Raw genomic sequence first — 15,064 nt, forward strand, 5'->3', positions numbered from 1 at the left:
ATCGTGAGGAAATTATTGGCTGCATCGTCTTCAGCAGCAATTTAAAGTGTACCAGCCGGTTAGTTTTGCGTGCGATTATCGAACACTATGGCGTTTCGGCGAATTGACGATTTTTCGTCCACTGCCCACCATCAACGTCACATTGAGTCCGGAAATGAACCTTCGGTCGCAGTGCGTGCAAACAACACCACATAACAAATTCAAAAACGGGTGGAACAATGATTCCTTCACAGACTTCCCGCATGGCTCCGGCCATGAGCACTGCCACGGGTGGCATCGGCGACAAGATCCGCGGCGCCATGGCTGTCGGCAAGACCCGTTGGGGCATGCTGGCGCTGGTGTTTTTCGCCACGACCCTGAACTACATCGACCGCGCCGCCCTCGGCGTCATGCAGCCGATCCTCGCCAAGGAAATGAGCTGGACGGCGATGGATTACGCCAACATCAACTTCTGGTTCCAGGTCGGCTACGCGATCGGCTTCGTCCTGCAGGGACGCTTGATCGACCGGGTAGGCGTGAAGCGCGTGTTCTTCTGCGCGGTGCTGCTCTGGAGCCTGGCCACTGGCGCCCACGGCCTGGCGACTTCGGCCGTCGGCTTCATGGTCTGCCGGTTCATCCTCGGCCTGACCGAAGCGGCCAACTACCCGGCCTGCGTGAAAACCACACGCCTGTGGTTCCCCGCCGGTGAACGCGCAGTGGCCACCGGCATCTTCAACGCCGGGACCAACGTCGGCGCCATGTTCACGCCAATGCTGCTGCCGCTGATTCTTCACGTGTGGGGCTGGCAGGCGGCGTTCCTGTGCATGGCGGCACTCGGTGGGATCTGGCTGCTGTTCTGGGGCCTGAAATACTTCAACCCGGAAGACCATCCACGGGTGAAAAAATCCGAACTCGACTACATCCAGCAGGAAGTCGAACCGGAACAGGCCCGCGTACCGTTTTCACGCATCCTGCGCATGCGCGGCACCTGGGCGTTCGCCCTCGCCTATTCGCTGACCGCGCCGGTGTTCTGGTTCTACCTGTATTGGCTGCCGCCGTTTCTCAATCAGCAATACAACCTGGGCATCAACGTCACCCAGATGGGTATTCCGCTGATCATCATCTACGTGACGGCCGACTTCGGCAGTGTCGGCGGCGGCATTCTGTCTTCGTTCCTGATCGGTCGCGGCATGAACCCGATCAAGGCGCGGCTGCTGTCGATGTTCCTGTTCGCCTGCTGCATCATCGGCGTGGTCATGGCGGCCGGCTCGAGCAACCTGTGGGTCGCCGTCGCGGCAATCTCCCTGGCGATCGGTGCGCATCAGGCCTGGACCGCGAATATCTGGAGCCTGGTGATGGACTACACGCCCAAGCACATGATGAGCACGGTGTTCGGCTTCGGCGGCATGTGCGCCGCGATCGGCGGGATGTTCATGACCCAGATCGTCGGCCACATCCTGACCGTCACCAATAACAACTACACGGTGCTGTTCACCCTGATCCCGGCGATGTACTTCATTGCCCTGACCTGGATGTACTTCATGGCCCCGCGCAAGATTCCAGACGTCACCGAATAACCGGCCTGCACCCCCTCCCCCCTGTGGGAGCGGGCTTGCTCGCGAAAGCGGACTGACATTCAACATTGATGTTGACTGATCCACCGCCTTCGCGAGCAAGCCCGCTCCCACAGGGTTATGTATCTCTCTCACCTGCGGCTCTGCTGCCACGCCGCCGCCAAGCCGCTGCAACAGATCACCGCAATGCCGATCACCGTCAACAGACTCGGCGTGTGATTGAACACCACCCACCCCAATAGCCCGGCAAACACGATCTGGCAGTAGCCGAACGGCGCCAGCAACGCTGGTGCTGCGTGGCGGAACGCCTGGGTCAGAAACAGGTGCGCGGTCATCCCGCAGCTGCCCAGCGCCAGCATCAACACAGCGTGTGACCAGATCGGCACTTGCCAGAAGAACGGCACCAGCGCACTCATCACCAGCGTGTTGCACAGACCGGCGAAAAAGTTGCTGGTGGTCGGACTGTCGACCTCACTGAGCTTGCGCGTCAGCAGTTGATAGAAGCAGAAAAACAGCGCCGAGCAGAACGGCAGCAGCACCGCCGGGGTGAACAATTCACCGCCCGGGTGAACGATGATCAGCACGCCGATGAATCCACAGATCACCGCAATCCACTGCCCGCGCGTCACCCGTTCCTTGAGCAACGGCACCGACAGCGCCGTCACCAGCACCGGCGCGAGAAAGTTGACCGCCGTGGCCTCGGCCAGCGGGATGTATAACAGCGCGGTGGTGAAAAACAGACTGGTGCCGAGCAGGCACAACGCCCGCGCCAACTGCCACAACGGCCGTTTGGTGCGCAGCACGCGCAACCCCGATTGCGGCAGGAAAATTCCCGCCATCAGCAAGGTGTGCACCAGATAACGCGCCCACACCACCATGACGATCGGGTAGAAACCCGAAAGGTATTTCGACAGCGCATCGTGGCTAGAGAACAGGAAAGTCGCCACGACAATCAGCAAGATCCCCTTGAAGGGTTGGTTGACACCGGAGAGCGGGGTGCTGACGGTCATTGGATATCTCTGAAGGAAAAATAAACAGTGGCGGGGACGCTGGCGTCCCGCCACAAAAACTGACTTACAACTGCGCCAACAATTCCCGCGTCCTGTCGAGCGCCATCTGCGCTCGCTGCAATCCGCTTACGCCCTGCTCCAGCAGTTTTACCGTGGGGATCTCCAGGCTCAGTGGAATATTAGCTGGCAGACTGCGCAACAAACCGTGCAGGTCGCAATCGCCCTCGCCGGGAAACCGCCGCTCATTACGCGCCTGACGCAAGATCTCGGCCATGTCCGCCGGTCGCGGTCCCGCCACATCACACAATTGCGCATAACGCAGGCGCGCAGGCGCGACGTGGGCCAGATCCTCCAGCCGTGAACCGGAGCGATCGAAATGAAAGGCATCGACCAGCACCGCGGCGTTTTCCCGGTCGGCATTGGCAACGATGCGCAACGCCTGCTCGAGGTTGCGCGCATCGGTCCAGGGCATGAACTCCAGATGCGGATGCAAACCGTAAGGCGCCGCCAGATCACACAACGCCGCAAAGTTGTCGGTCAGCCGATGCTCGTCAGGATCATTGCCGGCGACCAGTAATTCACTGGCGCCGAACTCCGCGCCGACGGCCAGCAGCTTCTCGAAATCGGCGACCACGGTTTGCGGTTTCAGGCGCAGGATTTCCACATCGAGCACAGCGATGCCAGTGTCGCGCAAACGCGCCAACGTCTGACGCCGTAAGCCGCCATCGGCCACCAATGGAAAGTGATATTCCTCAGGCGTCGCCGGCTCCAGGCGCAGGCCGACATGGCTGTAACCGGCGCGCGCCGCCACCTCGACCATTTGCGGCGGTGACAACTCGAGTACGGTGAGACTGGCCAGAGAAAGAATTCGCTCTTTCATGCTCAAGCCTCGACCGCTGCCGGGGAACAGGCACGACCGCTGGCCGCTGCCTCGCGAATCGCCTCGACCAGCGCCAATGTTCGCGCGGCATCGGCGGCACTGACCAAGGGTTCGACTTCACGCCGCGCGACCTGCACAAAATGCTGCAGCTGCAACCGCAACGCGTCCCCGGCCTCACACTGTTCTTGCTGCGCGATCAGCGGTTCGTGCCAGCCGGCATCGACTTGATCGGCAGCGTAATGCCAGCGCTTGAGTTGCGGAATGCTCAGCGCCCCGGCGGTTCCCGCCAGCAGATAACACGGCTGATCGTCCTGACGCGGATAGACCGGGTTCTCCCCGGAGTTCAGCTCCCAACTCCACGGCGCGGCAACCGCATCGGAACCGCTCAGCGTGCCCAGTGCACCGTCGGCAAATTGCAGTAACACAGCGACGCTGTCTTCGTTGGCAAACCCACGCACCGCGTTGTCGGTGACGGCCTGCACCGACTGCACTTCACCGCACAGGTGACGCAGCAGATCGAGGTCGTGAATCAGATTGGTCAGCAACAGGCCCGCGCCCGGTTCACGGCGCCACGGGACCTCGAAATATCGGTCGGGTTTGCGTAACTGGAACAGTGCAGTAACCGTGGTCAGCCGCCCGAGCGCGCCGCTGAGCAACAATTCGTGGGCACGCACGATCAACGGATTGTGCCGCCGATGATGGCCGACCAGCACCGGCACGCCACTACGTTTGACTGCCGCCACCAACTCACGCACCTCATCCAGGTGCACGCCGAGCGGTTTCTCCAGCAATACGGGAACCCCAGCGGCGAGGCAATCCAGCGCCGTGCTGACATGCTGATTATTCGGATTGGCCACGATCACCGCGTCCGGCCGTACCTGCTCCAGCATCTGCCGATGATCGGCGAAATACGCCACGCCCCACTGCGCCGCCAGCGCGGGAGCCTGCGGGCCGGGATCGGCCACTGCGCACAACCGGGCTTCTTCGAGGGTTTGCAGGTGCTGGTAATGCTGCTGGCCCATGTTGCCAGCGCCGATCAGGGCGATACGAAGGGGCGAAGTCAAAGGGCGATCCTCTTGTGATTGTTGTTGGAAATGTCACTCCAGCAACAATTTAGAACCGCGTTCCACAATCAAACACCCAGTGATGGGAAAACCGTGCGGACACCGCACAACTTTGTACTTGACGCTCAACCTGTAGGAGCTGCCGCAGGCTGCGATCTTTTGACTTTGATTTTCAAGATCAAAAGATCGCAGCCTTCGGCAGCTCCTACAGAGGATCGGTCAGACGAACAATTCGGACGCCAGACTCGCCGCCGACAATTCCTCGGCGAACGTCACCAGCAAAGGCGCCAATTCGTGCAGCCGCGCGCCGGGCATCCGCGCGCTTGGCCCGGCAATGCTCAGTACACCGATCACCCGCCCGTCAACGGGATGCTTGACCACCGCGGCAATCGCCGAGGTGCCCACCGCCGAACTTTCCTCGACACAGGCATAACCCTGCTCCCGCGCCAGCCGTAAGCGCTCCAGCAGTTCGATATTGGAGCGCGGCGCATTCGGCCCGACGCCCACCGGCACTTCCGCGCCCTGGCGTTCAACCAGCGACAACGCTTCGGCGTCGCTCATGCAGGCCAGCCAGGCGTGCCCGGAAGCGGTATAGAACAACGGCGCGTCGCGGCCCATGTCCGGGTCATAACGCAGGCCCGTCCGTGCGCCCTGCGCCTTGGCGATCCAGGTCTGGCGCTCGCCATCGATCACCCCCAGGCGCACCAGTTCGCCGGTTTCCTGAGCCAGTCGATCCAGCACCGGTTGCACGATGTCGGCACCGCTGCTCGACAGGTACTGAAACCCCATCGCCACCAGTTTGGTCGACAGGTGATAGCGCAAAGTGTCGGCATTCTGCCGCACGTAGCCCAGGCGAATCAGCTCCGCGAGCATCCGGTGAGTGGCACTTTTCGGGATGTCCAGTTGCTCGGCCAAGGTCTGCATCGGCAGCCCGCGCGGCGCACTGGTGAGGCTTTCCAGCACGCTGAAAACCCGTTCGATCTGACTGCCGGCCATGGGAAAATCCAAGTGAAATTTTGCCGATTCTAGAAGACATCCGAGACAAAGCGAAATCCGGAACTGGCTGTGCGATAACCGCCCACTTTACTGAACCATGCCTTGTTGCAACTGCACATCATTGGTTAATTTCTGGAACCTGATTCCAATAAAACCCAGCTGCGGAGCTTTGCCTGATGCCTGCCGAACTTCCCGAAATCGACTGCGACGTTCTGGTCGTCGGCTCCGGTGCCGCCGGTTTATCCACAGCCGTCACTGCCGCATGGCACGGCCTGAAGGTCATCGTGGTTGAAAAAGATCCGGTGTTCGGCGGTGCTACCGCGTGGTCCGGCGGCTGGGCATGGGTGCCATGCAATCCGCTGGCCCGACGCGCCGGCATCGTCGAAGACGTCGAGCAACCGCGCACGTACCTGCGCCATGAACTCGGCAAGCATTACGACCCGGCAATGGTCGACGCTTTCCTCACTGCCGGGCCGCACATGGTGGCGTTTTTCGAACAGCACACTGCTCTGCAATTTGCCGACGGCAACGCTATTGCCGACATTCATGGCGATACGCCCGGCGCGGGCACGGGCGGTCGCTCGGTCATCGCCGCGCCTTACGACGGACGAAAAGTCGGATGCCTGCTCAGGCGCCTGCGTACAACGATGCGCGAAACGTCCTTCATGGGCATGCCGATCATGACTGGCGCCGACCTTTCGGCGTTCCTCAATCTCACCCGTTCGCTGAAAGCCGCGTGGCATGTAACCCGTCGTTTTACCCGACACTTGCTCGATCTGGCGGTACATGGCCGGGCCATGCAATTGGTCAACGGTGTGGCGCTGGTCGCAAGGCTGGCGAAGTCCGCCGAGGACCTTGGCGTTTTGTTATGGGAGTCGGCACCCGTGACCGAACTGCTGCGCGATGAAGCAGGGGTTTGTGGGGCGCTGGTCAACAGCGCCAAAGGCCCGATCCGCATTCATGCACGCAAAGCCGTGGTGCTGGCCGCCGGCGGATTCGCCAACGACGTCGAACGGCGAAAGGCCTTGTTTCCGCGCACGCCCACGGGTCATGAACACTGGGCGCTGCCACCGCTGGCGGTCAACGGCGATGGCCTGCGCCTCGGCGAAAGCGTCGGCGCCACGGTCAACACCGACGTGGCGTCGCCCGTGGCCTGGGCGCCGGTCTCGCAAGTGCCGCATGCTGACGGCAGCATCGGCCATTTCCCGCACATCATCGAACGCGGCAAACCGGGAATCATCGGCGTACTGCGCAACGGCCAGCGCTTCGTCAACGAGGCCAACGGTTACTACGACTACGTCAGCGCCATGGTCGCCGCCACGCCTGAAGGCGAAGAAGTCGCCTCGTGGCTGATCTGCAGCCGCGCCTTTCAACGGCGATATGGCCTGGGCATGTCGCGGCCATTTCCCGTTCCGGTGTCAGGGTTTATCCGCAGCGGCTATCTGAAAACCGGCAACACCCTTGAAGAATTGGCCAGCGCCTGCAGCATCGATCCCGGTGGATTACGTCACACGGTGGATCACTACAACCTGCAGGCTCGCCTTGGTGAAGACCCGTTGTTCGGTCGCGGTTCCACGTCCTACAACCGCAAACAGGGCGATCCGGCGAACCTTCCCAACCCTTGCGTTGCCCCAATAGAGGCCGGCCCGTTCTATGCCGTGAAAGTCCAACCGGGCTGCTTCGGTACCTTTGCCGGGCTCAAGGTCAACCCGCATGCGCAAGTGCTCGATGCCCATGCCCAGCCCATCGCCGGGCTCTATGCCGCCGGCGGTGACATGGCCAGCATCATGGGCGGGCACTATCCGGCGGGCGGAATCAACCTTGGCCCGGCGCTGACTTTCGGCTACATCGCCGCCCGGCATATCGCCGGCATCACTGCTTTCGAACAGGAGATCGACCATGCAGCACATCGTTAACGCCCAGGGTTTGAACATGCCGAAACTCGGCCTCGGCACCTGGCCGATGCTCGGCGACCAATGCACTCGTGCCGTCGAGCAGGCCCTGGAACTCGGCTACCGGCACATCGACACGGCAGCGGCCTACAACAACGAAGACGCGGTCGGACAAGCATTGGCGAACACACCGACACCCCGCGAGCAGATTCATGTCACCACCAAGGTCTGGTGGGACCAGTTGCAACCCGACGCCATGCGCCACTCGATGGAACGAAGCCTCAAGGCTTTGCGCAGCGAGTACGTCGACCTGTTCATGATCCACTGGCCGAGCACTGACTGGGACTTGCCGAGCACGCTTGAAACCCTCGCATCCTTCAAGGAGCAAGGTCTGGCTCGCAACATCGGCGTGGCGAATTTTCCGCTGCCGCTGCTGCGCAAAGTCGTCGAGGAATACGGCATCCCTCTGTCAGCGATCCAGGTCGAGTACCACGTCCTCCTCGGACAAAACGCCCTGCTCGACTACGCGCGCCAGCACGATCTGGCACTGACGGCCTACACGCCATTGGCGCGTAACAAGGTCTCGGAGATTCCACAGATTCAGCAGATTGCCGAAAAACACGGTGTGCTGCCGACTCAGGTGGCATTGAAATGGCTGCTGGATCAGCCCAACGTCGCGGCGATTCCCAAGGCCAGCAGCCGGGCCAATCAACTGGCGAACATGGCTGCGCTGCAGGTTGAGCTGGACGCTGAAGACCGCGCACTGATCGCCGCCCTGCCGAAGAATCAGCGTCAGGTCAGCCCGGATTTCGCCCCGGTGTGGGATGCCTTTGATCGCTGACACACAGTGCGAAAGGAGAAATCCGTCAACGGATTGAATTAGTCGCCCACACGCTCGTCAATAACAGGCCCGCCCTCGTCACCCGAGGCCGGGCCTGTTTGCGTGTACGCCAATAGACGGACGACCGGACTGGCGCCACACTCCCACACCAGCAACACTCATCACCACGAACAGAAAAGAGGATTCCCACATGCTATGGAAAAAAGGCCGACGCAGTGACAACGTCGTCGATGCCCGTGGCGATGATAGCGGCGGCGGTGGTGGCATGCGGTTCGGTGGCGGCAAAGGCCTGAGCCTGGGGGCGATCCTGCTGATCGTCGGCATCGGCTGGATCACCGGGCAGGATCCGTTGCAGATCCTCGGCCAGCTCACCGGACAAATGACCGAACAATCGGCACCGACCTCGACGCAAACCCGTCAGGCACCACCGGTCAACGACCAGCAAGCCGAATTCGTGCGTTCGATCCTCGGCGATACCGAAGACACCTGGGGCGCGATTTTCCAGCAGGCCGGCCGCCAATATAAGGACCCGACCCTGGTGCTGTTCAGCAACCGGGTGAATTCCGCCTGCGGGCTGGCGACTTCTGCCACCGGCCCGTTCTATTGCCCGGCGGATCAAAAAGTCTATCTGGACATGGCCTTCTTCCAGGAAATGGCCCAGCGCTTCAAGGCCGCCGGCGACTTCGCCCAAGCCTACGTTATCGCGCACGAAGTCGGCCACCATGTGCAGACGCTGCTCGGCGTCTCGGCGAAGATTCAGACGGCTCGTCAGCAAGGTCGGCAGATGGAAGGCGACGGCGGTTTGCTGGTGCGTCAGGAACTGCAGGCCGACTGCCTCGCCGGCGTCTGGGCCTACAACGCGCAGAAGCGTTTGAACTGGCTGGAACCGGGCGATATCGAAGAAGCCTTGAACGCGGCCAACGCCATCGGTGATGATCGCCTGCAACAACAGGGTCAGGGCCGTGTGGTGCCGGACTCGTTTACCCATGGCACGTCGGCGCAAAGGATGCGCTGGTTCAAAACCGGATTCGCTCAAGGCCAGGTCGGCCAGTGCGATACCTTCGCGGCGAAAAACCTGTAAATGCGCAAATGGCTTCTGGCTTTACTGATCATCGGCGGCAGCGCGCACGCGGCGGGCGTCGATGCCATCAGCTCCGGGCGTCTGCAATTCAAGGCCGGCGAAATGGCCGTGGGCATCGGCCCGGCGCCGGAAAAGATCGAACGGGTGCTGATCGTCATTCACGGTCGTCTGCGCAACGCCGAGACCTATCGCAAGAGTGCCGAGCGCGCCACCGAACTGGCCGGGCAAACCGCGCACACGCTGGTGATCGCGCCGCAGTTTCTCAATGAAAGCGACGTCGCCTTGTATTCTTTGCCCAACACCCTGCTGCGCTGGAACGGCAACGAATGGATGGGCGGCGGGTTATCCACAGGGCCGAATCCGCTGAGTTCCTACGCCGCGCTGGATGAAATCGTCGCCCGGGTCAGCGACCGCAAGCAGTTTCCGGACGTGCAGCAGATCGTGATTTTCGGCCATTCCGGTGGCGGTCAAGTGGTGCAGCGTTATGCCCTGCTGGCCAAGGAACAACCGGCGCTGAAGGCCAACGGCATTCGCCTGCGGTACGTGGTGGCCAATCCGTCGTCGTACGCTTATTTCAACGAACAACGGCCGGTGGCGTTCGATCACGCACAGTGTCCGGGATTCAATCGCTGGAAGTACGGGCTGGCAGACATGCCGGTGTACGCCGGTGGGCAAACGCCGTTGCAGCTTGAGAGCAGTTACATCAAACGCGAAGTGATTTATCTGCTGGGGCAGCAGGACATAGACCCGCAACATCCGGCGCTGGACAAGAGTTGCGCCGCCGAGGCGCAGGGCGCGTATCGGCTGGAGCGCGGCAAACTGTTTTTCGGCTACCTGCTGCGCCGCCATCCGGAAGGGGTCAATCAGCGGCTGGTTGAAGTGCCTGGGGTCGGGCATAACGGCGATGGGATGTTGACGTCGCCGCAGGGGCAGAAAGCGCTGTTTGATTAATGACTTGTGGTGACTGTTAAGGCGCCATCGCGAGCAGGCTCACTCCTACAGGGGAAACGCATTCCAATTGTAGGAGTGAGCCTGCTCGCGATGAGGCCAGATCAGACAATAAAGATCTCAGGCCAAAAGCATCCGCCGCAACTCGACACAATCCTGCGCATGCCAATCCGTCAGCTCCGGCCACGGGTTGTCCGGCAGATTCACTAGCACTGTCCGCGCCCCGGCCGCTCGCCCGCAATCCAGATCGAAGCGGTAATCCCCGACCATCACCATTTCGCTGGCCGGCACGCTCCAGGCCTCGGCCAGTTTCAGCAACCCGCCGGGATGCGGCTTCGGCGGTGCTTCATCGCGGCCCAACACATCTTCCACGGCGAAGCAGTCGGCCAGGCCAATTGCTTCAAGTGTCACATGCGCCAGCTCGCGCGCATTGCGCGTCAGGATGCCGAGCCGATAACCGCGCCCGTACAGGTCGCGCACCAGCTCCACCGCACCCACTGCCGGTTTTGAACCCAGCGCCAGATCGCGCTCATGCTCCAGCAACCACGCGTGCTTCGCTGCGGCTTCATCAGCAGGCAGCGCCGCTAGATGGGTAAGAATGTCGTCCTCGGGCGGAATTGCCAGCGCCACGCGGATCGCCGCAAAGTCATGCACGGCGATGGTCAGGGTGCCGTCCATGTCGAACACCCAGTGCTTCACATCGCTCAGGCTCATGCCCAATCCTTGCGGTGACGAATCAGGCCTTCCTGGGTCACCGATGCCACCAGTTGCCCGGCGCGGTTGTACACGCTGCCACGGGAGAATCCACGGGAGTTGCCGGCCCACGGGCTGTCCATCGCATAGAGCAACCAGTCATCGGCGCGCAGATCGTTGTGGAACCACAACGCATGATCGAGGCTGGCGACCTGCATGTCTTTCTGCCAGACCGACTTGCCGTGCGGCAACATCGATGTGGTCAGCAAGCCGAAGTCCGAGGCGTAGGCCAGCAGGTATTTGTGCAGCGCCGGAATGTCGGCCAGTGCACCGTCGGCACGGAACCACACATACTTCACCGGATCGGCCGGCTGCGGGTTGTACGGGTCTTTTTCAGTGACCGGGCGCACTTCGATCGGTTTCGGGCACAGCAGTTTTTCGCGCATGTGCTCGGGGATCAGGTGCGCGCGTTGCTGGGTCAGTTCCAGCTCCGACGGCAGGTTTTCCGGGCCGACCACCACTGGCATCTGGCTCTGGTGCTCGAAGCCTGCCTCGTCATATTGAAACGACGCGCTGCAGGTAAAGATCGGGTGCCCCTTCTGAATAGCCGTGACCCGACGGGTGCTGAAACTGCCGCCGTCACGCACGCGATCCACCGAGTACACCACCGGCAACTTGGCGTCGCCCGGGCGCAAAAAATAGCCGTGCATCGAATGCACATGACGCGCCTCTTCAACCGTCTGACTGGCCGCCGACAGCGACTGACCGAGTACCTGGCCACCGAACAACTGACGGAAACCCAAGTCCTGGCTGCGGCCACGGAACAGGTTTTCCTCGATCGGCTCCAGGGTCAGCAGGTCGACCAGATCTTCCAACACTTGGCTCATTCAGACTCTCCTCACACAACGCTATGCCGCGCAGTCTTGGCTGCGGCGGCCCATTCAGGTTCTGGCGCGAGCCATTGTCGCGCCATTGTAAACGTCCGTGTCGGCTTAGCCATGCAAGGTCTGCAGCCATTGCTCCCGGGTGATGCGGTACAACAGATGCCGACGCAACGGGTGATCGACGGCAAGTTTGGGGTGATCGAAATCATCGGCCGGATCGTGATGCATGCCAATCGCCTGCATGACTTTCTCCGAGGGCAGATTGCTCTGGGCGGTGAAAGACACGATTTCCTTCAGCGACAACCGGTCAAAGCCGCAACGCAGAGCGGTCCAGGCCGCTTCACTGGCATAGCCCAGGCCCCAATGCTCGCGGGCCAGACGCCAGCCGATTTCCACCGCCGGGGTGAATGGGGCATCGAAACCGACCACACCCAGGCCAGTGAAACCGATGAACTCACCGCTATCCTTGCGCTCCAGCGCCCATAATCCGAAACCGTGTTCGGCAAAATGTCCGCGCACCCGCCCAATGAGCGATGCACTTTCCAGACGGCTCAAGGGCTGTGGAAAGTAACGCATGACCTGCGGATCGGCACACATCGCCGCAAATGCCGGCAAATCCTCGTCCTGCCATTGGCGCAGCAGCAATCGCGCACTTTCCAGTTGCAGTATCGGCTCCATCGTGCCCCTCCGTTTCCATGCCGCAAGTCTACATCGCTGGTAGGATCCTTCACTCTTTCCATCGTTCCTACATGAAGTCGCCATGCCACTGCCGCTGATCTATCACGAAGACTACAGCCCCGAGTTTCCGGCGGATCACCGCTTTCCAATGGACAAGTTCCGCTTGCTGCGCGATCACCTGGTCGACAGCGGCCTGACCCGCGACGCCGACCTGCTGCGTCCCGAGATCTGCCCCAACGACATCCTCGCCCTGGCGCATGACCGTCGCTATATCGAACGCTACATGAGCGGCGAGTTGTCCCGCGAAGACCAGCGGCGCCTCGGCCTGCCGTGGAACGAAGCCCTGGCGCGGCGCACGGTACGGGCGGTCGGCGGCTCGATTCTGGCGGCAGAAAAAGCCCTGGAGCACGGTCTGGCCTGTCACCTCGCCGGCGGCACCCATCACGCCCACTACGACTACCCGGCCGGGTTCTGCATTTTCAACGACCTGGCGATCATCAGCCATTACCTGTTGCAAAGCGGCCGGGTGAACCGGGTGCTGATCTTCGATTGCGACGTGCATCAGGGCGATGGCACCGCGCGGATCCTGCATGACACCCCGGAGGCGATCACCGTTTCCCTGCATTGCGAAAAGAATTTTCCTGCACGCAAGGCCGAAAGCGACTGGGACATTCCGTTGCCCAAAGGCATGGGCGATGGCGACTATCTGCAGGTGGTGGATGACACCCTCAACTACCTGCTGCCGCTGTATCAACCGGACCTGGTGCTGTACGACGCCGGGGTCGATGTGCACAAGGACGACGCCCTCGGTTATCTGCAGCTGACAGACGAAGGCGTCGCCGCCCGCGATGAAAGCGTGATGCGCCATTGCCTGGGCCGCGACATCCCGGTAGTCGGCGTGATCGGCGGCGGCTACAGCAAGGATCGCCACGCCCTCGCCCGCCGCCACGGCATCCTGCATCACAGCGCGCAACGGGTCTGGACGTCACACGGTTGTCACTAAGCTGTGCTGCGTTACCCACAATGGCTGTGGAACGGCCTGTGGATAACCTGAGCGAAAGGGACTACAGGCCATATCGAACATGGCGTACAGCGCGATGGTTATTTTTTAACCACATACTGAATTCACCTCGATCTCTTTGTAGGAGTGAGCCTGCTCGCGATGGCGGACCAACATTCAGCACTTATGTCGCCTGATAAACCGCCATCGCGAGCAGGCTCACTCCTACAAAGGTCTGCGCTGTTAGAATGCGCGCCTTATCCCGCCATACCGCAGCGCACGCCATGACCCAGACCTCCGCCCCCTTCCACGCTCACGTCGCCATCATTGGCGGTGGCCCCGCCGGCCTGATGGCCGCCGAAGTGCTGAGCCAGGCCGGCGTGCGCGTCGATCTGTACGACGGCATGCCCTCAGTGGGGCGCAAGTTCCTGCTGGCCGGGGTTGGCGGCATGAACATCACCCACTCCGAGCCTTACCCGGCGTTCCTCGCACGCTACGCCGAACGCGCGCCGCAGATCGCGCCACTGCTGCGCAGCTTCGACGCCGACGCGTTGTGCCGCTGGATTCATGAACTGGGCATCGAAACCTTTATCGGCAGCTCCGGCCGGGTGTTCCCCACCGACATGAAAGCCGCTCCTCTACTGCGCGCCTGGCTCAAGCGCCTGCGCGACAGCGGCGTAGTTATCCACACCCGCCATCGCTGGCTCGGCTGGGATGAACACGGTGCACTGCGCATCACCAGCCCCGACGGCGAAATCACCGTCAAACCCGACGCCACCCTGCTCGCCCTCGGCGGCGGCAGTTGGTCGCGCCTGGGTTCGGATGGCGCGTGGATGCTGCCCCTGGAGCAAAAAGGCGTAGGACTGGCGCCGTTGCAGCCGAGCAATTGCGGATTCGAGGTGCAGGCCTGGAGCGAATTGCTTGTCAGCAAATTCGCCGGCGCACCGCTGAAAAATGTCGCCATCGGTTTGAACGACGACGTGCCACGCTTGGGCGAATGCGTGATCACCGCGACCGGGGTTGAAGGCAGCCTGATCTACGCGCTGTCGGCGCAGATTCGCGAGGCGATCAATGCGTATGGCTCAGCCACGGTGCACATCGATCTGTTGCCCGGCCGACCTGTGGATAAATTGCAGGCAGCGTTGAGCAAACCGCGCGGCTCGCGTTCGATGGCCAAGCATCTGCACAGTCAGGTCGGGATCGACGGAGTGAAAGCAGCGTTGTTGCGTGAATTGACTGACTCGGCAACCTTCGCTGATCCGGCGTTGCTGGCGCGGGCGATCAAGGCGTTGCCGCTGCCCCTGGTGAAAACCCGCCCGCTGGACGAAGCCATCAGCAGCGCCGGTGGCGTGACGTTTGAGGCGATGGATGAGCGCTTGATGCTCAAGGCGTTGCCGGGGGTGTTTTGTGCGGGGGAGATGCTGGATTGGGAGGCGCCAACGGGCGGGTATCTGCTGACGGCGTGTTTTGCCAGCGGGCGTGCGGCGGGATTGGCAATGTTGGAGTGGTTGCAGAGTAAGGGCTGAAGACCGCGGCGCGCCCTT

At 61.8% G+C, this 15,064-nt stretch carries 14 protein-coding genes; 7 read left to right on the forward strand and 7 right to left on the reverse strand.

The window, feature by feature from the left end:
* Positions 1–218 precede the first annotated feature (218 nt).
* On the forward strand, positions 219–1,556 hold the full coding sequence (locus tag ACS4NR_RS17760; protein ID WP_253150279.1) for an MFS transporter: 1,338 nt from the start codon (positions 219–221) through the stop codon (positions 1,554–1,556).
* 128 nt (positions 1,557–1,684) lie between these two features.
* Here the strand turns inward: ACS4NR_RS17760 and ACS4NR_RS17765 are convergent, their stop codons facing one another.
* The 4 genes from ACS4NR_RS17765 to ACS4NR_RS17780 all read right to left on the reverse strand — a co-directional run bounded on the left by ACS4NR_RS17765 (position 1,685) and on the right by ACS4NR_RS17780 (position 5,503).
* Positions 1,685–2,563, reverse strand: a complete 879-nt coding sequence (locus tag ACS4NR_RS17765; protein ID WP_456017981.1) for a DMT family transporter — start codon at positions 2,561–2,563, stop codon at positions 1,685–1,687.
* A gap of 64 nt (positions 2,564–2,627) precedes the next feature.
* Complete coding sequence (locus ACS4NR_RS17770) at positions 2,628–3,443, reverse strand: sugar phosphate isomerase/epimerase family protein (RefSeq protein ID WP_456017982.1); 816 nt, start codon at positions 3,441–3,443, stop codon at positions 2,628–2,630.
* A 2-nt stretch (positions 3,444–3,445) separates the two neighbouring features.
* Entirely contained in the window at positions 3,446–4,507 is a 1,062-nt protein-coding gene (locus ACS4NR_RS17775; protein WP_456017983.1) for a Gfo/Idh/MocA family protein, read from the reverse strand.
* A 219-nt stretch (positions 4,508–4,726) separates the two neighbouring features.
* The gene (locus ACS4NR_RS17780; protein ID WP_456017984.1) at positions 4,727–5,503 is read right to left on the reverse strand and encodes an IclR family transcriptional regulator; all 777 of its coding nucleotides are present in this window, start codon (positions 5,501–5,503) and stop codon (positions 4,727–4,729) included.
* Between the two features lie 176 nt (positions 5,504–5,679).
* Here ACS4NR_RS17780 and ACS4NR_RS17785 point away from each other — a divergent pair, with 176 nt between their 5' ends.
* From ACS4NR_RS17785 to ACS4NR_RS17800, 4 genes are all read left to right on the forward strand, one after another.
* The gene (locus ACS4NR_RS17785; RefSeq protein ID WP_456017985.1) at positions 5,680–7,419 is read left to right on the forward strand and encodes an FAD-dependent oxidoreductase; all 1,740 of its coding nucleotides are present in this window, start codon (positions 5,680–5,682) and stop codon (positions 7,417–7,419) included.
* Complete coding sequence (locus ACS4NR_RS17790) at positions 7,403–8,236, forward strand: aldo/keto reductase (RefSeq protein ID WP_456017986.1); 834 nt, start codon at positions 7,403–7,405, stop codon at positions 8,234–8,236. The genes ACS4NR_RS17785 and ACS4NR_RS17790 overlap by 17 nt, the downstream gene beginning before the upstream one ends.
* 190 nt (positions 8,237–8,426) lie before the next feature.
* Positions 8,427–9,317: a KPN_02809 family neutral zinc metallopeptidase gene (ypfJ, locus tag ACS4NR_RS17795; protein WP_456017987.1), complete on the forward strand. Its 891-nt coding sequence runs from the start codon at positions 8,427–8,429 to the stop codon at positions 9,315–9,317.
* Positions 9,318–10,268, forward strand: coding sequence for an alpha/beta fold hydrolase (locus ACS4NR_RS17800; RefSeq protein WP_456017988.1), 951 nt, complete (start codon positions 9,318–9,320; stop codon positions 10,266–10,268).
* A gap of 117 nt (positions 10,269–10,385) precedes the next feature.
* Here ACS4NR_RS17800 and ACS4NR_RS17805 read toward each other — a convergent pair whose 3' ends face one another.
* The 3 genes from ACS4NR_RS17805 to ACS4NR_RS17815 all read right to left on the reverse strand — a co-directional run bounded on the left by ACS4NR_RS17805 (position 10,386) and on the right by ACS4NR_RS17815 (position 12,520).
* Entirely contained in the window at positions 10,386–10,979 is a 594-nt protein-coding gene (locus ACS4NR_RS17805; protein WP_456017989.1) for an HAD family hydrolase, read from the reverse strand.
* Positions 10,976–11,845 (reverse strand): acyl-CoA thioesterase II, encoded by an 870-nt coding sequence (gene tesB / locus ACS4NR_RS17810; RefSeq protein ID WP_003228466.1) that lies wholly within the window; start codon positions 11,843–11,845, stop codon positions 10,976–10,978. The genes ACS4NR_RS17805 and tesB overlap by 4 nt, the downstream gene beginning before the upstream one ends.
* 105 nt (positions 11,846–11,950) lie before the next feature.
* Positions 11,951–12,520, reverse strand: coding sequence for a GNAT family N-acetyltransferase (locus ACS4NR_RS17815; RefSeq protein ID WP_095139254.1), 570 nt, complete (start codon positions 12,518–12,520; stop codon positions 11,951–11,953).
* An 82-nt stretch (positions 12,521–12,602) separates the two neighbouring features.
* Between ACS4NR_RS17815 and ACS4NR_RS17820 the strand changes: the two genes are divergently transcribed.
* Positions 12,603–13,523, forward strand: coding sequence for a histone deacetylase family protein (locus tag ACS4NR_RS17820; protein ID WP_414889573.1), 921 nt, complete (start codon positions 12,603–12,605; stop codon positions 13,521–13,523).
* 281 nt (positions 13,524–13,804) lie between these two features.
* Positions 13,805–15,046 carry a TIGR03862 family flavoprotein gene (locus ACS4NR_RS17825; RefSeq protein ID WP_456017990.1) on the forward strand — a complete coding sequence of 414 codons (1,242 nt, stop codon included), beginning with the start codon at positions 13,805–13,807 and terminating at the stop codon, positions 15,044–15,046.
* The last annotated feature ends 18 nt before the right edge of the window (positions 15,047–15,064 follow it).

It is taken from the genome of Pseudomonas sp. JQ36 (assembly GCF_053851495.1).

Bases quoted from the DNA above. Each gene is read 5' to 3' on its own strand.
- ACS4NR_RS17760 (WP_253150279.1), top strand. From the start codon at position 219: ATGATTCCTTCACAGACTTCCCGCATGGCTCCGGCCATGAGCACTGCC.
- ACS4NR_RS17765 (WP_456017981.1), bottom strand. From the start codon at position 2,563: ATGACCGTCAGCACCCCGCTCTCCGGTGTCAACCAACCCTTCAAGGGG.
- ACS4NR_RS17770 (WP_456017982.1), bottom strand. From the start codon at position 3,443: ATGAAAGAGCGAATTCTTTCTCTGGCCAGTCTCACCGTACTCGAGTTG.
- ACS4NR_RS17780 (WP_456017984.1), bottom strand. From the start codon at position 5,503: ATGGCCGGCAGTCAGATCGAACGGGTTTTCAGCGTGCTGGAAAGCCTC.
- ACS4NR_RS17785 (WP_456017985.1), top strand. From the start codon at position 5,680: ATGCCTGCCGAACTTCCCGAAATCGACTGCGACGTTCTGGTCGTCGGC.
- ACS4NR_RS17790 (WP_456017986.1), top strand. From the start codon at position 7,403: ATGCAGCACATCGTTAACGCCCAGGGTTTGAACATGCCGAAACTCGGC.
- ypfJ (WP_456017987.1), top strand. From the start codon at position 8,427: ATGCTATGGAAAAAAGGCCGACGCAGTGACAACGTCGTCGATGCCCGT.
- ACS4NR_RS17800 (WP_456017988.1), top strand. From the start codon at position 9,318: ATGCGCAAATGGCTTCTGGCTTTACTGATCATCGGCGGCAGCGCGCAC.
- ACS4NR_RS17805 (WP_456017989.1), bottom strand. From the start codon at position 10,979: ATGAGCCTGAGCGATGTGAAGCACTGGGTGTTCGACATGGACGGCACC.
- tesB (WP_003228466.1), bottom strand. From the start codon at position 11,845: ATGAGCCAAGTGTTGGAAGATCTGGTCGACCTGCTGACCCTGGAGCCG.
- ACS4NR_RS17815 (WP_095139254.1), bottom strand. From the start codon at position 12,520: ATGGAGCCGATACTGCAACTGGAAAGTGCGCGATTGCTGCTGCGCCAA.
- ACS4NR_RS17820 (WP_414889573.1), top strand. From the start codon at position 12,603: ATGCCACTGCCGCTGATCTATCACGAAGACTACAGCCCCGAGTTTCCG.
- ACS4NR_RS17825 (WP_456017990.1), top strand. From the start codon at position 13,805: ATGACCCAGACCTCCGCCCCCTTCCACGCTCACGTCGCCATCATTGGC.